14 protein-coding genes are annotated in these 17,721 nt (G+C 66.9%); 2 read left to right on the forward strand and 12 right to left on the reverse strand.

Going from position 1 to position 17,721, the window contains the following annotated elements:
- Positions 1-8: 8 nt before the first annotated feature.
- The 4 genes from D3226_RS11940 to D3226_RS11955 form a co-directional block, all read right to left on the reverse strand.
- The gene (locus tag D3226_RS11940; RefSeq protein WP_202382821.1) at positions 9-431 is read right to left on the reverse strand and encodes a cytochrome c oxidase subunit 4; all 423 of its coding nucleotides are present in this window, start codon (positions 429-431) and stop codon (positions 9-11) included.
- 19 nt (positions 432-450) lie between these two features.
- Positions 451-2,088 carry an aa3-type cytochrome oxidase subunit I gene (gene ctaD, locus D3226_RS11945; protein WP_237462846.1) on the reverse strand — a complete coding sequence of 546 codons (1,638 nt, stop codon included), beginning with the start codon at positions 2,086-2,088 and terminating at the stop codon, positions 451-453.
- A 17-nt stretch (positions 2,089-2,105) separates the two neighbouring features.
- Entirely contained in the window at positions 2,106-2,954 is an 849-nt protein-coding gene (ctaC, locus tag D3226_RS11950) for an aa3-type cytochrome oxidase subunit II (protein ID WP_202382823.1), read from the reverse strand.
- Positions 2,955-3,103: 149 nt separating this feature from the next.
- Positions 3,104-3,481, reverse strand: coding sequence for a HesB/IscA family protein (locus D3226_RS11955; RefSeq protein ID WP_202382824.1), 378 nt, complete (start codon positions 3,479-3,481; stop codon positions 3,104-3,106).
- Between the two features lie 158 nt (positions 3,482-3,639).
- Between D3226_RS11955 and D3226_RS11960 the strand changes: the two genes are divergently transcribed.
- Positions 3,640-4,215: a DUF3043 domain-containing protein gene (locus tag D3226_RS11960; RefSeq protein ID WP_202382825.1), complete on the forward strand. Its 576-nt coding sequence runs from the start codon at positions 3,640-3,642 to the stop codon at positions 4,213-4,215.
- A gap of 73 nt (positions 4,216-4,288) precedes the next feature.
- On the opposite strand, the gene D3226_RS11965 is transcribed toward D3226_RS11960, so the two are convergent.
- The 3 genes from D3226_RS11965 to hisD are packed head-to-tail and all read right to left on the reverse strand — an operon-like array spanning position 4,289 to position 7,138.
- Positions 4,289-5,338, reverse strand: coding sequence for a quinone-dependent dihydroorotate dehydrogenase (locus tag D3226_RS11965; RefSeq protein ID WP_202382826.1), 1,050 nt, complete (start codon positions 5,336-5,338; stop codon positions 4,289-4,291).
- 6 nt (positions 5,339-5,344) lie between these two features.
- Positions 5,345-5,827, reverse strand: coding sequence for a transcriptional regulator NrdR (nrdR, locus tag D3226_RS11970; protein ID WP_202382827.1), 483 nt, complete (start codon positions 5,825-5,827; stop codon positions 5,345-5,347).
- Positions 5,828-7,138, reverse strand: coding sequence for a histidinol dehydrogenase (hisD, locus tag D3226_RS11975; RefSeq protein ID WP_202382986.1), 1,311 nt, complete (start codon positions 7,136-7,138; stop codon positions 5,828-5,830). It abuts the gene before it with no gap.
- A gap of 124 nt (positions 7,139-7,262) precedes the next feature.
- Here hisD and D3226_RS11980 point away from each other — a divergent pair, with 124 nt between their 5' ends.
- Positions 7,263-8,015: a sulfite exporter TauE/SafE family protein gene (locus D3226_RS11980; RefSeq protein WP_202382828.1), complete on the forward strand. Its 753-nt coding sequence runs from the start codon at positions 7,263-7,265 to the stop codon at positions 8,013-8,015.
- On the opposite strand, the gene D3226_RS11985 is transcribed toward D3226_RS11980, so the two are convergent.
- From D3226_RS11985 to D3226_RS12005, 5 genes are all read right to left on the reverse strand, one after another.
- A complete protein-coding gene (locus tag D3226_RS11985) occupies positions 8,012-9,634 on the reverse strand; it encodes a class I SAM-dependent methyltransferase (RefSeq protein WP_202382829.1) in 1,623 nt (540 codons plus the stop codon). The two genes, D3226_RS11980 and D3226_RS11985, sit on opposite strands and share 4 nt — an antisense overlap.
- Before the next feature lie 58 nt (positions 9,635-9,692).
- Complete coding sequence (locus tag D3226_RS11990) at positions 9,693-10,337, reverse strand: NAD(P)-dependent oxidoreductase (RefSeq protein WP_202382830.1); 645 nt, start codon at positions 10,335-10,337, stop codon at positions 9,693-9,695.
- Between the two features lie 103 nt (positions 10,338-10,440).
- Positions 10,441-11,910, reverse strand: coding sequence for a glutamate synthase subunit beta (locus tag D3226_RS11995; RefSeq protein ID WP_202382831.1), 1,470 nt, complete (start codon positions 11,908-11,910; stop codon positions 10,441-10,443).
- Complete coding sequence (gene gltB, locus D3226_RS12000) at positions 11,903-16,588, reverse strand: glutamate synthase large subunit (protein WP_202382832.1); 4,686 nt, start codon at positions 16,586-16,588, stop codon at positions 11,903-11,905. Before gltB ends, D3226_RS11995 begins: the two co-directional genes overlap by 8 nt.
- Positions 16,589-16,916: 328 nt before the next feature.
- Positions 16,917-17,678: an SDR family oxidoreductase gene (locus D3226_RS12005; protein WP_202382833.1), complete on the reverse strand. Its 762-nt coding sequence runs from the start codon at positions 17,676-17,678 to the stop codon at positions 16,917-16,919.
- Positions 17,679-17,721 lie beyond the last annotated feature (43 nt).

A 17,721-nucleotide genomic window follows, 5' to 3' on the forward strand; every position in this document is an offset into this window, starting at 1 on the left:
GATACCGACTAACGGGCGAAGTTGCCGCGGTAGTACTCGTACACCCAGCCGACGATGCCAACGGCAACGAGCGGAACGGTGAAGAACGAGAGCCAGAAGTTGAAGCCGATGCACATGCCCAGCACGACCAGCGAGATCGAGAAGGCAAGGAAGAGCGGCCACCAGCTCCAGGGGCTGAACTCGCCGAGCTCGGGGTCCCCGTCGTCGATGTCGGAATCCAGGCGGTCCTCAACGAGAACGCCGCCCTGCTTCTTCTGCACCAGCATGAGGTACACCGCGATGAAGGCGGTGAGCCCCGCGGAGAGCAAGATCGAGGTCGATCCTGCCCACTCGACGCGACCGTGATCGATCAGGTTCCACACCGTGTACACCGTCGCAAGAAGCGTGAAGTACGCGGTCAGGATCCAGAAGATGACGATATTGGATTTCATAGCTGAATACTCCTCAGGGTCACTTCTGCTCTGAGAGCTGGTGAGCCGGAACAGGCTGCTCTACGCCGCTGACCTCGGGGTGGTTGAGGTCAAAGGCAGGAGACTCGGAACGAATGCGCGGGATCGACGTGAAGTTGTGGCGCGGCGGCGGGCAAGACGTTGCCCACTCGAGCGAGCGGCCGTAGCCCCACGGATCGTTCACGGTGACCTTCGACGCACGGCGCGAGGTGATGTACACGTTCAGGAGGAACGGGATCATCGACGCACCGAGGATCATTGCACCGATCGTGGAGAGCTGGTTGCCCCACGTGATGCCATCAGCCGGCAGGTAGGTGTAGTAACGACGCGGCATGGCCATGACGCCCAGCCAGTGCTGCACGAGGAAGGTCATGTGGAAGCCGATGAAGAGCACCCAGAAGTGGATCTTGCCGAGACGCTCGTCGAGCATCTTGCCCGTCCACTTCGGCCACCAGAAGTAGAAGCCGGCGAACATTGCGAACACCACAGTGCCGAAGACAACGTAGTGGAAGTGCGCGATCACGAAGTACGTGTCGGACAGGTGGAAGTCGAGCGCCGGCGAAGCCAGGATGACACCGGTGAGGCCGCCGAAGACGAAGGTCACGAGGAAGCCAAGCGACCAGAGCATCGGGGTCTCGAAGGTGATCGAGCCGCGCCACATCGTTCCGAGCCAGTTGAAGATCTTCACGCCGGTCGGCACCGCGATCAGCATGGTCATCAGGGCGAAGAACGGCAGCAGCACGGAACCGGTGACGTACATGTGGTGTGCCCACACGGTCATCGAGAGCGCCGCAATCGCGATGGTTGCGTAGATCAGGGTCTTGTAGCCGAAGATCGGCTTACGGCTGAACACCGGGAAGATCTCGGAAACGATACCGAAGAACGGCAGAGCGATGACGTACACCTCAGGGTGTCCGAAGAACCAGAAGAGGTGCTGCCAGAGGATGGCTCCGCCCTCGCCACTGTAGATCTGTGCGCCGAAGATACGGTCGGCAGCGAGGCCGAACATTGCCGCCGCGAGGACGGGGAACACCAGCAGCACGAGGATCGAGGTGATCAGCGTGTTCCAGGTGAAGATCGACATACGCCACATGGTCATGCCCGGAGCGCGCATCGTGATGATCGTGGTGATGAAGTTGACGCCACCCATGATCGTGCCGAAGCCGCTGATACCGAGGCCCAGCACCCAGAGGTTGCCACCGATGCCCGGCGAGTAGGTCATGCTCGACAGCGGCGAGTAAGCGAACCAGCCGAAGGACGCAGCGCCCTGGGGGGTAAGGAAGCCACCGACCGCGATCAGCGAACCGAAGGTGTACAGCCAGAACGCGAAGGCGTTCAGTCGCGGGAACGCGACGTCGGGTGCACCGATCTGGAGCGGCATCATGACGTTTGCGAAGCCAGCGAACAGCGGCGTTGCAAACATCAGCAGCATGATCGTGCCATGCATGGTGAACAGCTGGTTGTACTGCTCCTTGGTCGCGATGACCTCGAGGCCGGGAGCAAAGAGCTGCGCGCGGATCACCAGGGCCATCAGGCCGCCGATGAGGAACCACACGAAGGAGCTGATCAGGTACATGTACCCGATCACCTTGTGGTCCGTGGACGTCAGCCACGAAACGATGACGTTGCCCTTCTTCATGTTTTTGCTATCCCTCATTACTCGTTCTGCGCCTTGGCGCCGTCACCATAGAAGGAATCCTGGTTCGGGTTCAGCTCAAGGGTGGCCTGGCCAGTGTTGCCTGCTTCGCGCAGCGATGCGATGTACGCGTCGTACTCGTCCTGCTCAACGACCTTCACTTCGAAGAGCATCATCGAGTGGTACTCACCACAGAGCTCGGCACACTTACCCATGAAGGTGCCGGTCTTGGTGGGCGTGAAGCTCATGTAGTTCGTCTGCCCCGGGATCATGTCCTTCTTGTAGAGGAACTCGACCACCCAGAAGGAGTGGATGACGTCACGCGTCTCGAGCTTGATCTCGGTGGTCTTGTCGACCGGGAGGTAGAGAACCGGCATGGTCTCTTCCTTCGCCGAGCCGTCGTCCTCGGTCTGCACCTGGACGCCCTGGAAGTAAACATCCTCGTCGACGTAGTTGAAGTCCCACGCCCAGCGCTTACCGATGACCTCGACCGTGTTCTCGGGGTTCTCGTAGCGAGCCTCGATGGAGCTCTGCTCCTGCGCGGTGAACGCGAAGAACCCAAGCACGAGGATCACGGGAACCACCGTGAAGAACGTCTCGATCGGCATGTTGTACCGAAGCTGTACCGGCAGCCCCGTCTGCCCCTTGCGGCGACGGTACGCGATCGTGGCCCAGATGATGAGGGCCCACGTGATCACACCGACGGCGAGCAGCACGATCCACGAAGTCACCCACAGCCCGGTGATCCCGTCCGTGTGGTTCGTGGCCCCTTCAGAGCCAGCGGGCAGGAAGCCACGCTGCTGCTCAGGGGTGCAGCCTGCGAGGAGCAGCGCTGCTGAGAGCGCCACGGGGGCCGCTACCCATTTCATTCGACGATTGGAACGCACCGCATACCTTTCGAAATGTTTCGTGCCGCCCAGAAAGCAGGCGAAGCTGATTACTCCCTGTTAGCTTAGCGCGAACCTGAGCGTTCCCCGAACCAACACCGGGTGTCGCGGAACTTCGGTTCGCGTTTTGGCTAGCTGAAGCTGTCTCCACAGGCGCAGCTGCCCTGTGCGTTGGGGTTGTCGATCGTGAAGCCCTGCTTCTGGATCGTGTCCTCAAAGTCAATCGTCGCACCGCTCAGGTACGGAACGCTCATCTGGTCAACGACAACCTCGACACCGTCGAAGTCAACAATCGCGTCGTTGTCGAGCTCCCGCTCGTCAAAGAAGAGCTGGTAGATCAGGCCCGAGCAGCCGCCCGGCTGCACGGCGATGCGGAGGCGAAGGTCGTCACGCCCCTCCTGTGAGAGCAGGCTACGCACCTTGTCCTGTGCGGCGGTGCTCAGTGCTACTCCGTGTGCGCTCTCGGATGCCGCTGCGGCGGTCTCGGGCGCGATGGTCTCAGTGCTCATTGAGTACTCCTCGCTCGGATAGTTCAGTTTGGCCCAGTCTACCTTCCCTGAGCCCGCAGGAAAGCCCCCGCCGAAGACGGTATTCTTGGGGACAGAGAACGTCCGCAGGGACGTGAGACACAGGGTGCGGAATGCCGCGCCAGATCGAGAGGACAGGCGTGTCAAAGAAGGACGCCGCGGCTGCGGCGGGCGCGAGCGCGCAGGAGACCCCGGACGAGCAGATCGGGAAAGGCCGGCCCACGCCGTCGCGAAAGCAGGCCGAGGCCGCCAACGCCCGCCCCATCGTGGGTTCCAAGGACAAGACGATGCAGAAGGAGCAGCGTCGCCAGCAGGCCGATGCGCGCGAACGCGCGCGTCTCGGCATGATGCAGGGCGATGAGCGCTACCTCACCGTGCGCGACCGCGGCCCTCAGCGCCGCTTCGTGCGCGACTACGTTGACGCACGATGGAACATCGGTGAGATGCTCATCCCAATGATGCTCGTTGTGCTCGTGATGACGTTTATCCCGGGCGTGGTGCAGGTCATCAGCCTGGTGGCGATCTGGGCGTTCGTCGCGCTCGCGATTCTGGACTCGGTGTTCGTCGGCATGAAGCTGAAGCGTCTGCTCGCCAACAAGTTCGGTGCGGACAAGGTACAGCCTGGCTACCGCTGGTACGCCGCGATGCGAGCCATGCAGTTCCGCCCGCTGCGCGTTCCGAAGCCGCAGGTGAAGCGCGGCAACTACCCGAGCTAAGCTCCCCGCACTACGACGAAGGGCTCGCGATCCAGCTGGATCGCGAGCCCTTCGTCGTTGCAGCGGGCGGCTGCTAGGCCGCGGCGCTCCCCCGGTACCCCGCACGCACCAGACCACGGTTGATGGCGCGTGCCCAGAGCGGCCCCTCGTAGATAAACGCGGTGAAGCCCTGCACCAGCGTCGCGCCGGCACGCAGTCGCTCATGAACGTCTTCGGCGGTCGTGACGCCGCCGACCGAGATCACGCAGAACTCGGGATCCGGAACGACCGCGCGAATCCGCTGCAGCACCTCGAGTGCGCGATCTTTCAGCGGGGCGCCCGAGAGCCCACCCGCGCCCATTGCCTCGACCTCAGCCGCGTCGGCTTGCAGCCCCTCCCGCGAAATCGTCGTGTTGGTTGCGATGATGCCGTCGAGCCCGAGCCGCTGCGCAAGCTCAACGATTGCGTCGATCTGTTCGTCAGCCATGTCGGGCGCGATCTTCACGAGCAGGGGCGTGCCCGCCGCCGCATCGCGAACCGCCGCCAGCAGCGGTTCGAGGAGTTCGACTTCCTGCAGCCCGCGCAGGCCGGGCGTGTTCGGAGAGGAAACGTTGACCGCGAGGTAGTCCGCAATGGGCGCCAGACGCTCAGCACTCCACACGTAGTCTGCGGTCGCGTCAGCAACCTCGGTGATCCGGCTCTTGCCGATGTTCACGCCGATGACGGGGCGGTGGCGGCGCAGACGGGCCTGCTCGATGCGAGGAACCGCAGCTGCCGATCCACCGTTGTTGAAGCCCATTCGGTTGATCAGACCGCGGTCGCCCACGAGACGGTACATGCGCGGCTTGGGGTTACCTGGCTGCGCGTGCTTCGTGAGCGTTCCCACCTCGACGTGACCGAAACCGATCTCGCCGAGGCCGATGATGCCATCAGCGTTCTTATCGAAGCCGGCCGCAAGGCCGAAGGGGCTCGGGAACTCGAGACCGAGCGCTCGCACCCGCAGTGCAGGATCCGGGGCGCAGAAGCGCCGCGCGATTCCGCCGAGCAGCGGCGTCGCCCGGATCACTCGGAACGCAAGGTGATGAGCCGTTTCAGGGTCCATCCGCCGCAGCACGGTCGAGAAAAGCAGCGGGTAGAGGCGCATACGGGGTTACTCCTGAGGTGCAGCGGTTGTGGAATCGACGGCGCTGGGCTGCGCACGCAGCTCGGCGATGGCCGCATCGAAGTCGGCAAGGGAATCGAAGGCCTGGTAGACGCTCGCGAAACGGAGGTACGCGACCGTATCGAGCTTACGCAGGTGCGGCAGAATAGCGAGCCCAATCTCGTTGGCGTCGAACTGCGCGATGCCGCTCGAGCGCACTGACTCCTCCACCTGCTGCGCAAGGACCGCGAGATCGGCCTCGGTCACCGGGCGGCCCTGGCAGGCCTTGCGCACACCGCTCATGACCTTCTCGCGGCTGAACGGTTCGACAACGCCTGAGCGCTTGATCACGGTAAGGCTCGCGGTCTCTGTGGTCGTGAAGCGGCGCCCGCACTCGGGGCACTGACGACGACGACGGATCGAGAGGCCATCGTCGGCGGTTCGTGAGTCAATGACTCGCGAGTCGGGGTGGCGACAAAATGGACAGTGCATCTACTTGCCCTCCTCAAATCGAGCGCTGACAGCCTCGCCGTGAGCGGGGAGCCCCTCGGCCCCGGCGAGCGCGAGCAGCGGGCCCTCCGTCGCCGCGAGCGCGGCACGGTCATAGCTGATGATCTGTTGCGGGCGCAGGAACGTGTGCGCCCCCAGTCCCGCGGCGAAACGCGCAGTTCCCCCGGTCGGCAGTACGTGGTTCGATCCCGCGAGATAGTCACCGAGACTGACCGGCGTGTAGCTGCCCACGAAGATCGCTCCGGCGTCGGTGATGCCCGAGAGCACGTGTTCGTCGTCTCGGGTTTGGATCTCAAGGTGTTCGGGCCCGTACGCATTGCTCACGCGGACCGCGGTCCCAAGGTCATCGACGAGGATCACGGCTGACTGCGGGCCCGCGAGTGCGACGGCCACGCGCTCGGCGTGGCGGGTGAGCGGCGCGCGCGCCTGGACCTCACGCTGCACGCGCTCGGCGAAATCCGCGGAGTCGGTCACGAGAACCGACGCCGCCGCCTCATCGTGCTCGGCCTGGCTGATCAGGTCAGCTGCCACGAAGCGCGGGTCTGCTGAGTCGTCGGCGATCACGAGAATTTCGGTGGTGCCGGCCTCCGAGTCGATCCCGACGAGCCCACTCACCACCCGCTTCGCCGCGGCAACAAAGACGTTGCCAGGACCGGTGACCACGTCAACCGGGTCGAGGCCGATTTCGGGCACCCCGTGCGCGAATGCGGCGATCGCCCCGGCTCCGCCAATCGCGTAGACCTCGTCAATGCCGCAGAGGGCGGCCGCCCAGAGCACCGCCTGGTGCGGCAGACCGGCGTTGTCGGACTGCGCGGGCGAGGCGAGCGCGAGACCGGGCACCCCTGCGGTTTGCGCGGAAACGGCGTTCATGATCACCGAGGACGGGTACGCGGCCTTCCCACCAGGAGCGTAGAGCCCGACCCGGGAGACGGGCTGCCAGCGCTGGCGAATCACCGCGCCGTCGCCGATCTGCGTGGTCTGCGGGGCCGGCACCTGCGCGGCGGATCCCAATCGAAGCCGCGCAATGAGCTCTTCGAGTGCCGCGCGCACGTCTGCCGGGCAGTCACTCAGCGATCCGCTAATGGCGTCAACGGGCACGCGGAGCGCATGCCCCTCCACACCGTCGAAGTCGCGAGCCTGCTGGCGCAGCGCCGCCTCGCCTCGCTCAGCGACCGCGGCAACGAGCGGACGCACACGCTCGACTGCCACCTCCGCACCCATCGCGGCGCGGGGCACCAGTTTCAGCAGCTCGCTCCGAGAGAGCTGCTGCCCCCGGAGATCAGTCATACGCATCACGCGTCCAGTCTACCCGGGCAGAGAAGTGTTGCCGCGCGGCCCCACTGCCCCTCATTCCGCGCGCTTCACCAGCCGCGCGCGTCTGACAGGATGGACACGGACCACGCAGGAGGCGCGCACGATGACAGCACTGACGGGCGCCCTGACGCTCGCACTCATTCTCGCGGGGTCAGCCGCACAACGCATGGCGGGCCTGGGCTTCGCTCTGTTGGTCGCGCCCTTTATGACCCTGGTGCTCGGCGCGCACGAGGGCGTGCTCCTCGTGAACCTGCTCGGCGTGCTCTCGAGCGTGCTGATTCTGCCGCGAGTGTGGCGGAGCATTGACTGGTCCATGTTCCGCTGGCTCGGCAGCTTCGCCGTGATCGGCGCAGTGCTCGGCGCCTGGCTCGGGCAGCGCTTCTCCCCCGCCGTCATGTCCGTGACCGTGGGGGCGATTGTGATCGTGGCGCTCGGCGCATCGCTCGTGCTGCAGAATGCCCGCTTCACGACTGAGCCTCGTGGACCGCGCGCCGCGGCGGGCTTCATCTCTGGCCTCACGAATGCGCTCGCGGGCGTGGGCGGCCCGGCGGTGAGCGCCTACGCCGTGTTGACGCGGTGGCCGCAAACCTCGTTCGCCGCGACACTGCAGCCCTACTTCATTCTGGTCGGCGCGACCTCCGCAATATCAAAGTTGCTCATGGACCCGTCGGGGATCCCCGAGGCCGCCTGGTGGTTCTGGGGCCTCGTCGTGATGACGGTGCTGTGCGGGATCGCGGCCGGCGAGCGACTGCTCCGCGTCGTGACGCCAACACAGGTGCGACGCTTCGTGATTCTCCTCGCGTTTGTCGGCGCAGGTGCGTCGCTGGTCCGCGGCGTGTGGGACCTCCTCGGCTAAGCCTCGGGGAACTGCGCCTCGGTCGAGTTCGCCGGCGCAGGTGTCAGCATACCCAGCCAGGCAAGCTCGCGTGCGCCGCTGACGATCGCCTCGCTCGCGGCGGCCGCATCAACTTCGAGCAGCTGAGCAAGGGCGTCGGCGATCTGCCCCATGGTGAGGTCGCCGTCGCTCGCTCCCACCGCGGCAGCAAGCAGCGGATCGGCGGTGACGCGCCGCGCGATGGGCCGGTCGGTGACCAACGTGATCGCGTGGGGTGCTTCAGCGCCCGGCGTGTGGATCCGTTCGTCGCTCACCGCGTCAGAGACGAGCCAGCGCGTTGCCAGCACCTCGGCGTCGCTCATGCGCGCGGCGACGCTCCCCGCGGTGAACGCGTCCTCGAGCTGCGCACCGAGCCCAACGCTTGCAAGCGCACCGGTCGCCTGTTCAACGTGCACGAGCGGCTCGCTCATGCTTCCGGGCAGCCCGCGCCGGACCCGGATCGCCCCGAGTCCGATCGAGACGATGCGCCGCACGGCGAAGTCGTCGAGCCAGGCCGCGAGCAGCGCATCGAACTCGACGCTGCCCGGTCGGGCACCCCCGTCGCGAGCCCATGTCTCGGCGTACTGCATGGGATCAACCCGATCCCGCTCGATCACCCACGCCGACAGCTCGGCAATGCCCGCCCCGGCAATCCAGTCAGACACACGGTGCAGTCCGTTCCCGCCCCACGGGGTCTCCCAGTTCGCGAGGCACAACAGCGTACCGCCGGGCAGAAGGTGCGCAGGGCCCGCGGTCACGACCGCCTCAGCGAGGGCATCACCGACGAGACCGCCATCGCGGTACTCGTACACGGGACCATCACCGGTGCGGGGAGTAATCACAAAGGGCGGGTTCGAGAGGATCAGATCGAACTGCTCACCGGCGACGGGCTCGAACAGGCTTCCCGCTCGGAACTCAATCGCTCCCCCGAGCCCGTTCAACTCTGCGTTTGCGCGAGCAAGCATGAGCGCGCGCTCCGAGATATCGGTCGCCACCACGTGCCCACCGCGCTGCGCGAGGTGGAGGGCGACGATGCCGCACCCTGTGCCGAGATCAAGGGAGCGGTCCACCCGTCCGCCGGGTGCCTGCGCGATGAGCGAGCGGGTCGCGCCGCCCACCCCCATCACGTGGTCAGGTCGAGCGGGCCCCCGCCGCAACTGGTCATCAAGGTCGGAGAGGATCCACCAGACGAGCGGCTCCTCCGCTGCACTGTCCACGACCGCAACAGGATTCAGCGAGAGGGCCGCCGCGTAGTGCTGCACGTCGGCGTAGGCGGGATACTGCCCAGGTGCAGCATCGCCGCGCACGCCGCCAGGGGCCTCGGCCTCGATCAAGCCGAGCTCTCGCGCGCCGGCCGCGCCCAGTTCCGGCAGCGCGGCATCGATCTCGTGCTGCGCGACCGCCTCGCCCAGCAGAAACAGGCTGATGAGTGTGCTGCGTGCGCTCGTCGGGCGCTCTGCCAGGGCACGGCGTCCGGGCGCAAACACACCGCGCTGCCGCGCTCCATCCGCGGGCTCGCCCAGCAGCGCGGTCACTGAGGCTGGGCTGAAATCGGCAGCAGCGAGGTCGGCGCGGAGACGGGAGAGCAGTGCGGAGTCCATCCCTCTAGGGTAGGCCCCGCCCGCTGCTCCCGCGTCCGGCCGCGCGTGCTCGGGAGCGCTAGTACGCCAGGGTGAACCGAGCGCGTCGATGCTCAGGCGTCTCGATCTCGTCTACCACGCCGACACCGAAGTCGGCGCCAGAGATCGCCGACTCGCCGGCGGCATCGGTGAGAAGCACGTCGCCGCCGACACGGTACTCCCCCGTGTACTCGCCGGCGGCCCAGGGGCCAAACGAGCCGGCCGGGCTCACGTAGAACCAGTCGAGGCTCTCGGGCGTGACCCGCAGATCATCGAGTACCCCGCCCATCTCCGCGGCTTCGGGCTTGATCTCGTCCGGGAAGCCCGGGCCGTTCATGACCAGGTCGCCGCCCTCGCTCTGCAAGAGCGATCCGGCGCCGCCCACCACGCCGAGGCGCACGCCTGCTGCGTCAGCCTCCGCCGCGAGCTGGGCGATCGCGGGGCGCAGAGCTCCGGCCATGTCGCCTCGCGGCGATGCCGCAACCACTACCACGTCCGCTGCAGCCAGAATTCGCGCGCGATCCGCCGGATCAAGGAGTGAACCCTGCGTGTATTTCACGCCGGCGAGCTGCTGCGCCACTTCCCCACGGCTGACGCTCGTCACATCGAAGCCACGCACCGCCGCGGCCTCCGCGATGTGCGCGCCCGCGTAGCCGCTGCCGCCGATGATCGTCACTCTGGTCATGCCGATGTCCCTTCGTCGATGCTGGTCGCGAGGATCGCGGCCCCTCCCGGAAAACCGGGCTGAGGCTCACCCTATTCCCCGTGGCCATGCCAGCGCCGGAATATCAGGCGAGCGGGCGATCATCGGCGGTCACGGGGCTCGGCAGCACCGTGCTGCCGGTGAGGAAGCGGTCCACTGCCGCCGCCGCCGCTCGCCCCTCCGCGATCGCCCACACGATGAGCGACTGCCCGCGCCCGGCATCACCGGCGACGAACACGCCGGGATATTCGGTTGCGTACTCGCTCGTGCGGGCGAAGCCACCCCGCTCATCGCGCGGCAGGGCGAACGCCGCATCCGAGATCTCCTCGGGGCCCGAGAACCCCATTGCGATCAGCACCAGGTCGGCCGGGATCACGTGTTCGGTCCCCGGGATCGGCTCGCGCCCGCGCTCGGTGAAGCCGGTCTCCGCAACACGCAGACCACGCACTGCAGCGAGAGCCGGGGCATCCGCTGACTCATCACTCAGAAACTCGACCGTCGACGCCAGGTAACGCCGTTCGCCGCCCTCCTCGTGCGAGCTGCTCACTTCAAAAAGCGTGGGGTGCGTGGGCCAGGGCTGCGCCTCACTCCGCTCTCCCCCTGGCCGACGGCCGATTGCCAGGCTCGTAACCGACCGCGCACCCTGCCGATGCGCGGTGCCCACGCAGTCAGCGCCCGTGTCGCCGCCGCCAATCACCACGACATGCTTCCCGGCCGCGTCGAACGGGCTCACATCAATCGCCCCGCGCTGCACGCGGTTCGCCGCGCTGAGGAATGCCATCGCGGGGAGCACTCCAGCAAGGTCGCGGCCGGGAACAGGAAGTTCACGGGGCACCGTCGACCCCGTGGCGACAACGACTGCGTCGAACCGGCGGCGGAGCTCTCCCCAACTCATATCGCGTCCGATCTCAATGCCGCAGCGGAACCGGGTGCCCTCCGCCTTCAGCTGCTCGATCCTCCGCGAGACCAGCGCTTTCTCGAGCTTGAAATCCGGGATCCCAATGCTCAGGAGCCCACCGGGCACCTCATCTCGTTCGTAGACCGCGACCGTGTGTCCCGCCCGCGTCAGCTGCTGCGCTGCGGCGAGCCCGGCGGGCCCAGACCCCACCACCGCGACCGTCTTGCCCGTGAGTCGCGCCGGCGGCTGCGGCTGCACCCAGCCCTGCGCAAACGCCTCATCGATGATGTTGTTCTCGATCTGCTTGATCGTCACCGCGGGTTGCGAGATGCCGAGCACACACGCGGATTCGCAGGGTGCCGGGCACGCTCGGCCCGTGAACTCCGGGAAATTGTTCGTCGCGTGCAACCGCTCGATCGCTTCATGCCCGCGCCCGCGATGCACCAGGTCGTTCCACTCGGGAATCAAGTTGCCGAGCGGGCAGCCCTGATGGCAGAAAGCGACCCCACAGTCCATGCAGCGTGAGGCCTGGCGTGCCACCAGCGTGGGATCAGCCGGGTCCACCACCTCTCGCCAATCGCGCAGCCGAATGGCCACCGGTCGCTTCTCGGTGAGCTCGCGCTCACGCACCTGCAAAAAACCGTGCGGATCAGCCATGGCTCGCCTCCAAAATTTCGCTCCACATACGCTCGTCATCGGCTTCGATCCCGCTCGATGCCACTCGCTCACGAATCTCGAGCACGCGAGCATAGCCGCGTGGGATCACCCGCGTGAATCGGGCAAGCGTGCTTTCCGGCTCGCGTTCGAAGGCGCTCAGTAGCTCCGCAGCCCGCGCAGAGTCGGTCGCCGTGAGGTGTCCACGCAGCAGCTCCTCGATCCGCGCGCGCAGGTCTTCTCGGTCGCGCTCGCTCGCCAGCTCGGCTGCGCCAGGCGATGCCGCGCCGCCGAGCCGCTGCAGCAGGAGCGACCCCGAGGCAAGCTCTGCCGCGTTCACGTGCGCGGGGTCGAGGTCGAGCACCACAGCTTCGCCGCCCGACATGCCCGCGCCCAGGTTTCGCCCGGTAGGGCCGAGGATCAGCGCGAAGCCCCCGGTGAAGTACTCGAGGGCGTGGTCGCCCGTGCCCTCAACAACGGCGGTGGCACCCGAGCCGCGGACGAGGAATCGTTCGCCCACAACGCCCGCGATCCACATCGAACCACTCGTCGCGCCGTAGCCGATCACGTTCCCGGCAATCACGTTGTCCGCAACCCCGTTGTCCGCAACCCTGTTGTCCGCAACCACGTTGTCGGGAGCCTCGGTTCTCGTCGGCGCGTGCCCCGTGGGCCGCGGCGGCCGAATGGCGATCTCGCCGCCCGAAAGCCCCTTCCCGACATAGTCGTTCGCATCGCCGGTGAGTGTGAGCGAGATTCCGGCGGGCAGGAAAGCGCCGAGCGACTGCCCGGCCGAGCCACTCAGGCTGAGCGACACCGTGCCGCGGGGCAGGCCGGCGGAACCGTATCGCTTGGTCACCTCGTGCCCGAGGCCCGTTCCCACAGCCCGATCAACGTTGCGCACTGCGCGGACGAGTGCCACCGGCGTGCCGTCACGCAGCGCGGGATCCGCCTCGGCAATGACGGACGCGTCGAAGTGCGCGGCGAGCTCGTGGTCCTGCGCGCGGCAATGCCGGCGCGGCGCCTCACGCGGGAACTCGGGCCCGCGCAGCACGGGGCTCAGATCAAGGCCTGACGCCTTCCAGTGCGCGATCGCCGCATCGACGTCAAGCGCGGCGGTGTCCCCCACGGCCTCCGCAAGGGTGCGGTAGCCGAGGGATGCGAGAATCTCGCGCACTTCCTCAGCGATGAATCGGAAGAAGTTGATCACGTGCTCGGCCTGCCCAGTAAACCGCTCACGGAGCTCCGGATTCTGCGTCGCGACGCCGACGGGGCAGGTGTCGAGGTGGCACACGCGCATCATGATGCAGCCCGACACCACGAGCGGCGCGGTGGCAAAGCCGAACTCCTCCGCGCCGAGCAGCGCTGCGATCACCACGTCGCGCCCGGTCTTGAGCTGGCCGTCAGCCTGCACGACGACCCGCTCGCGCAGCCCGTTCAGCATGAGGGTCTGTTGCGCCTCGGCAAGCCCGAGCTCCCACGGCGAGCCCGCGTGCTTCAGCGAGTTCATCGGACTTGCCCCGGTACCCCCGTCATGACCCGAGATGAGGATCACGTCAGAGAGCGCCTTCGCGACGCCCGCGGCGACGGGGCCGATCCCACTCTGCGAAACAAGTTTCGTGCTGATGCGCGCCGCGGGGTTCGCTCGCTTCAGGTCGAAAATGAGCTGCTTGAGATCCTCAATCGAGTAGATGTCGTGATGTGGCGGCGGGGAGATGAGCCCCACACCCGGAGTCGAGTGCCGGGTCCGCGCAATCCACGGGTACATCTTGCCGGGCGGCAACTGGCCGCCCTCGCCGGGCTTCGCCCCCTGTGCGAGCTTGATCTGGATCTCTTCGGCGTGCGTGAGGTAGAGGCTCGTCACCCCGAAGCGGCCCGACGCGACCTGTTTGATCGCGCTGCGTCGCTCGGGATCGAGAAGCCGCTCTTCGCTCTCGCCGCCCTCTCCGGTATTGGATTTACCGCCGAGCCTGTTCATCGCGATCGCGAGCGTCTCGTGGGCCTCGGGCGAGATGGAGCCGTAGCTCATCGCGCCTGTCGCGAAGCGCGTCACAATCGCACTGACCGGCTCGACTTCCGCGAGCGGCACGGGCGCACGGCACGGCACGAAGCGGAACAGCCCGCGCAGCGTCATGAGGCGCTCAGCCTGCGTGTTCACCCGCGCCGTGTACTCAGCGAAGATCTCTCGCCGCCCGGTGCGCGTGGCGTGCTGCAGCTTGTAGATCGTCTGCGGGTCGAACAGATGCGGCTCCTCCCCACGCCGCCAGCGGTACTCTCCTCCGGTCGTCAGTCGCTCGTGGGCGAGCGGTGCCGAGTCGTCGGGGTAGGCGGCGCGGCGCCGCGCGGCAACCTCGGCTGCAAGTACGTCCAGCCCCACTCCGCCCAGGCGCGTTGTGGTGCCCGTGAAGAATCGGTCGACGAGCTGCTGCGAGAGGCCGAGCGCCTCAAAGGTCTGTGCCCCGCAGTATGAGGCGACCGTGGAGATCCCCATCTTGCTCATCACCTTGAGCATGCCCTTGCCGAGCGCTGTGATGAAGCGTGCAATCGCCTCGCCCTCAGTGACTCCGGTGATGGAGCCGTCGCGCACGAGCAGCCCCACCGTCTCCATCGCGAGATACGGGTTGACCGCTGCCGCCCCGTAGCCAATCAGCGCTGCGACGTGGTGCACTTCGCGGACGTCACCCGACTCCGCGATGAGCGCCACGCGCATGCGCTGGCCCTCGCGAATGAGGTGGTGGTGCACCGCAGAGACCGCGAGCAGCGAGGGCACGGGAGCGAGATCCTTGTTCGAGTCGCGATCCGAGATGATGAGAAACTCTGCGCCCGCTGCAATCGCCGCGCTCGCCTCCCAGCACATCGCCTCGAGCCGGTCCGCGAGCCCGCGCGCCTCGTGGTCCACGGGGTAGAGCCCGCGGATAGTCACCGCTCGCTCACGTTCGGGATCGTCGCCGAAGTGCTGGATCCGGGCGAGCGCATCGTTGTCGATCACCGGGAAGTCGAGCACCACCTGCCGGGCGTGCCCCGCGGACTGCGTGAGCAGATTCTCTTGCGGTCCCATGCCGGCGCGCAGGCTCGTCACGAGTTCCTCGCGCAGCGCGTCGAGCGGCGGATTGGTCACCTGCGCGAACTGCTGCACGAAGTAGTCGTGGAGGTGGCGCGGGCGGTCGGAGAGCGCGGCGATCGGCGTGTCCGTGCCCATGGCCGCGAGCGGCTCCACCCCGTCCCGTGCCATTGGCGTCAGCACCAGGCGAAGCTCCTCCTCCGTGTACCCGAAGGTGCGCTGGCGGCGCGTGATCGACGCAGGCGGATGCACCAGGTGCTCGCGTTCGGGCTGCTCAGACAGCCGGATGCGCCCCTCATCGAGCCACGCTCCCCACGGAGCCGCGGCAGCGAGCTCGGCCTTGACCTCAGTGTCTTCTCGGATCGCTCCGGTGTCGAGCCGCACCGCGAGCATGCGCCCGGGCCGAAGCCGCCCCCGGTGCGCCACCCGTTCGGGCGCCACATCGAGCACCCCGGTCTCGCTTGCGATCACGAGCAAACCGTCGGTTGTGATGAGCGTGCGCCCGGGGCGCAGCCCGTTCCGGTCAAGCAGTGCGACGAGCTCGGTTCCGTCCGTGGCGATCATGGCCGCCGGCCCGTCCCACGGCTCCATGAGGAGGGAGTGGTATTCCAAGAAGTCGACGAGCTCCGGGGCGAGCCCGGTCTCAGACTCCCACGCCTCTGGCACCATCATCGCAAGTGCGTGCGGCAGTGAGCGCCCGGCCATTACGAGGAGCTCGAGCACCTCGTCGAAGCTCGCGGAGTCGCTGCCGCCCGGCGTGCAGATCGGCAGGAGCTGCCGCACATCACCGAGGACGTCGCTCTCCAGCTGAGCTTCGCGCGCCCGCATCCAGTTTCGGTTGCCCCGCACCGTGTTGATCTCGCCGTTGTGCGCAACCAGCCGAAGCGGCTGCGCAAGGTGCCAGGACGGAAACGTGTTCGTCGAGTAACGCGAGTGCACGATCGCGAAGCGTGATGCAAAGCGCGCGTCGCTGAGCTCGGGGTAGAACGCGGGCAGCTGCAGGGTCGTGACCATCCCCTTGTAGACGATGGTGCGCGCGGAGAGCGACGCGAGGTAGCTGCCGGTCTCGTGTTGAATGCGCTTCCGCACCCGGAAAGCGAGGCGCTCGAGTCGCGTCGTGTCGAGCACCGCACCCCCGGCGGGTGTGAGCACGAGCTGCTCGATGGTGGGCGCCGCAGCGCGTGCCGAGGCGCCGAGGGCCTCTGGCCGCACCGACACCGCACGCCACGCGAGAACGGCGAGGCCCTCTTCTGCGGCGATTGCGCCGATCCGAAACTTCACGGCCTGACGCTCGGTGGAGGTCTGCGGCAGAAAGGCGAGTCCGGTTGCGTAGCTCCCCTGCTCCGGTAGCCGCAGCTGCGGGTGCTCCTCGCGCAGAACGTCGCTGAGGAAGTCGTGCGGGATGTCGCTGAGGATCCCGGCGCCATCGCCCGTGCCCGCATCCGATCCCACTGCGCCACGATGCTCCAGGTTTTCGAGTGCCTCGAGTGCCAGCTCGATGATCTCGTGACGAGCCTCTCCCGTGAGCGAGATGACCGAGGCGAGCCCGCAGGCGTCGCGCTCATCGGCGGGGTCATAGAGTCCCGTGGCGGGCGGGTATCCGGTGCCGGAGGGTGCGCTCATCTGAGACCTTTCATCTAGCGGGGTCTCGAATCTAGCACCGCTTTCTTCGGCAAATTCACCACTCCAGCGCAGCTTCTTTTGCACATTCGGAGAAAGGTGCAGAATTCCCGCACATCGTGCGGCCGCGCGCAAGATGAGCCGCACAGCAGAAGTGCCCGTAACACGACCGAAACACAATCGTTTCCAGAGTGAAACCGCGCACCCGGGAGACACAGAAACGCCGGAGTTCGATAGTCACAACGCAGCACTTCTGCGTCTCAACTATCGAACTCCGGCGTTGACGCGGATGGGGCCTCACCCATCCGTTCCCATCAGATTGGGATCGAAATTAGCCTCCGAAGCTCGCCGTGTCACCCACGAGTCGGGTGTGGTCGGCGGGCACCGGCTCGACCGCGGCGAGAGCCACCTCGGCCGCGAACTCGGCGACGTTGTAGAGACGCCCGGCCTGCTCGCGGCGCTCCTCGATCGCACCGGGGTTCAGTCGGTTGAGCAGCGTCGCGGTGACCGTGCCCTCAATCATGTCGCCCGACACGACGACGAACTCGATGCCGCGCTCGGCGAGCTCGGGGATCCGCTCGCGGAGTGCGTCTTCTCCGGCACGCTTCGACTCTGCGACCGGCACGTACTCCGGCATGGTGGGCGTCGTGCGGATGAAGTGCGCCTGGTGGCTCGTCACGAACACCACACGCCCGCCCTCGGACATGAGCGGCAGCGCCGCGTCAAGCACCGCGAGCTGCGCATCGCGGTTGAGCAGGAGGGCGTAGTCCTCGGCCATGCCACTCTCCATGCCGCCCGAAGCGTTCAGCACGAGAATGTCGAGGCCACCGAACTCCTCCTTGATCGCCGCCATCATGCCGGCAAGCGACTCGGGATCGGTCAGATCAGCGCCCTGCACGAGCGCGCGGACGCCGAGCTCCCGCAGCTGCGCGGCGAGCTTCTCGGCGCGCGGGGCCTTGTTGCGGAAGTTCACCACCACGTCGGCGCCAGCCTCTGCGAAGTACCGAACCGTGTCGGCACCCACGCCTCGGGACGATCCGGTGACGAGTGCGCGGCGACCGGACAGGGTGCCCGGCTCAAGAATCTGGGTCACAAGTGCTCCTCAAATTGACGATGTGAACCCCTCAAGGGTAGTG

The sequence above is a fragment of the Leucobacter chromiireducens subsp. chromiireducens genome (assembly GCF_016758255.1).
GTDB lineage: Bacteria > Actinomycetota > Actinomycetes > Actinomycetales > Microbacteriaceae > Leucobacter > Leucobacter chromiireducens.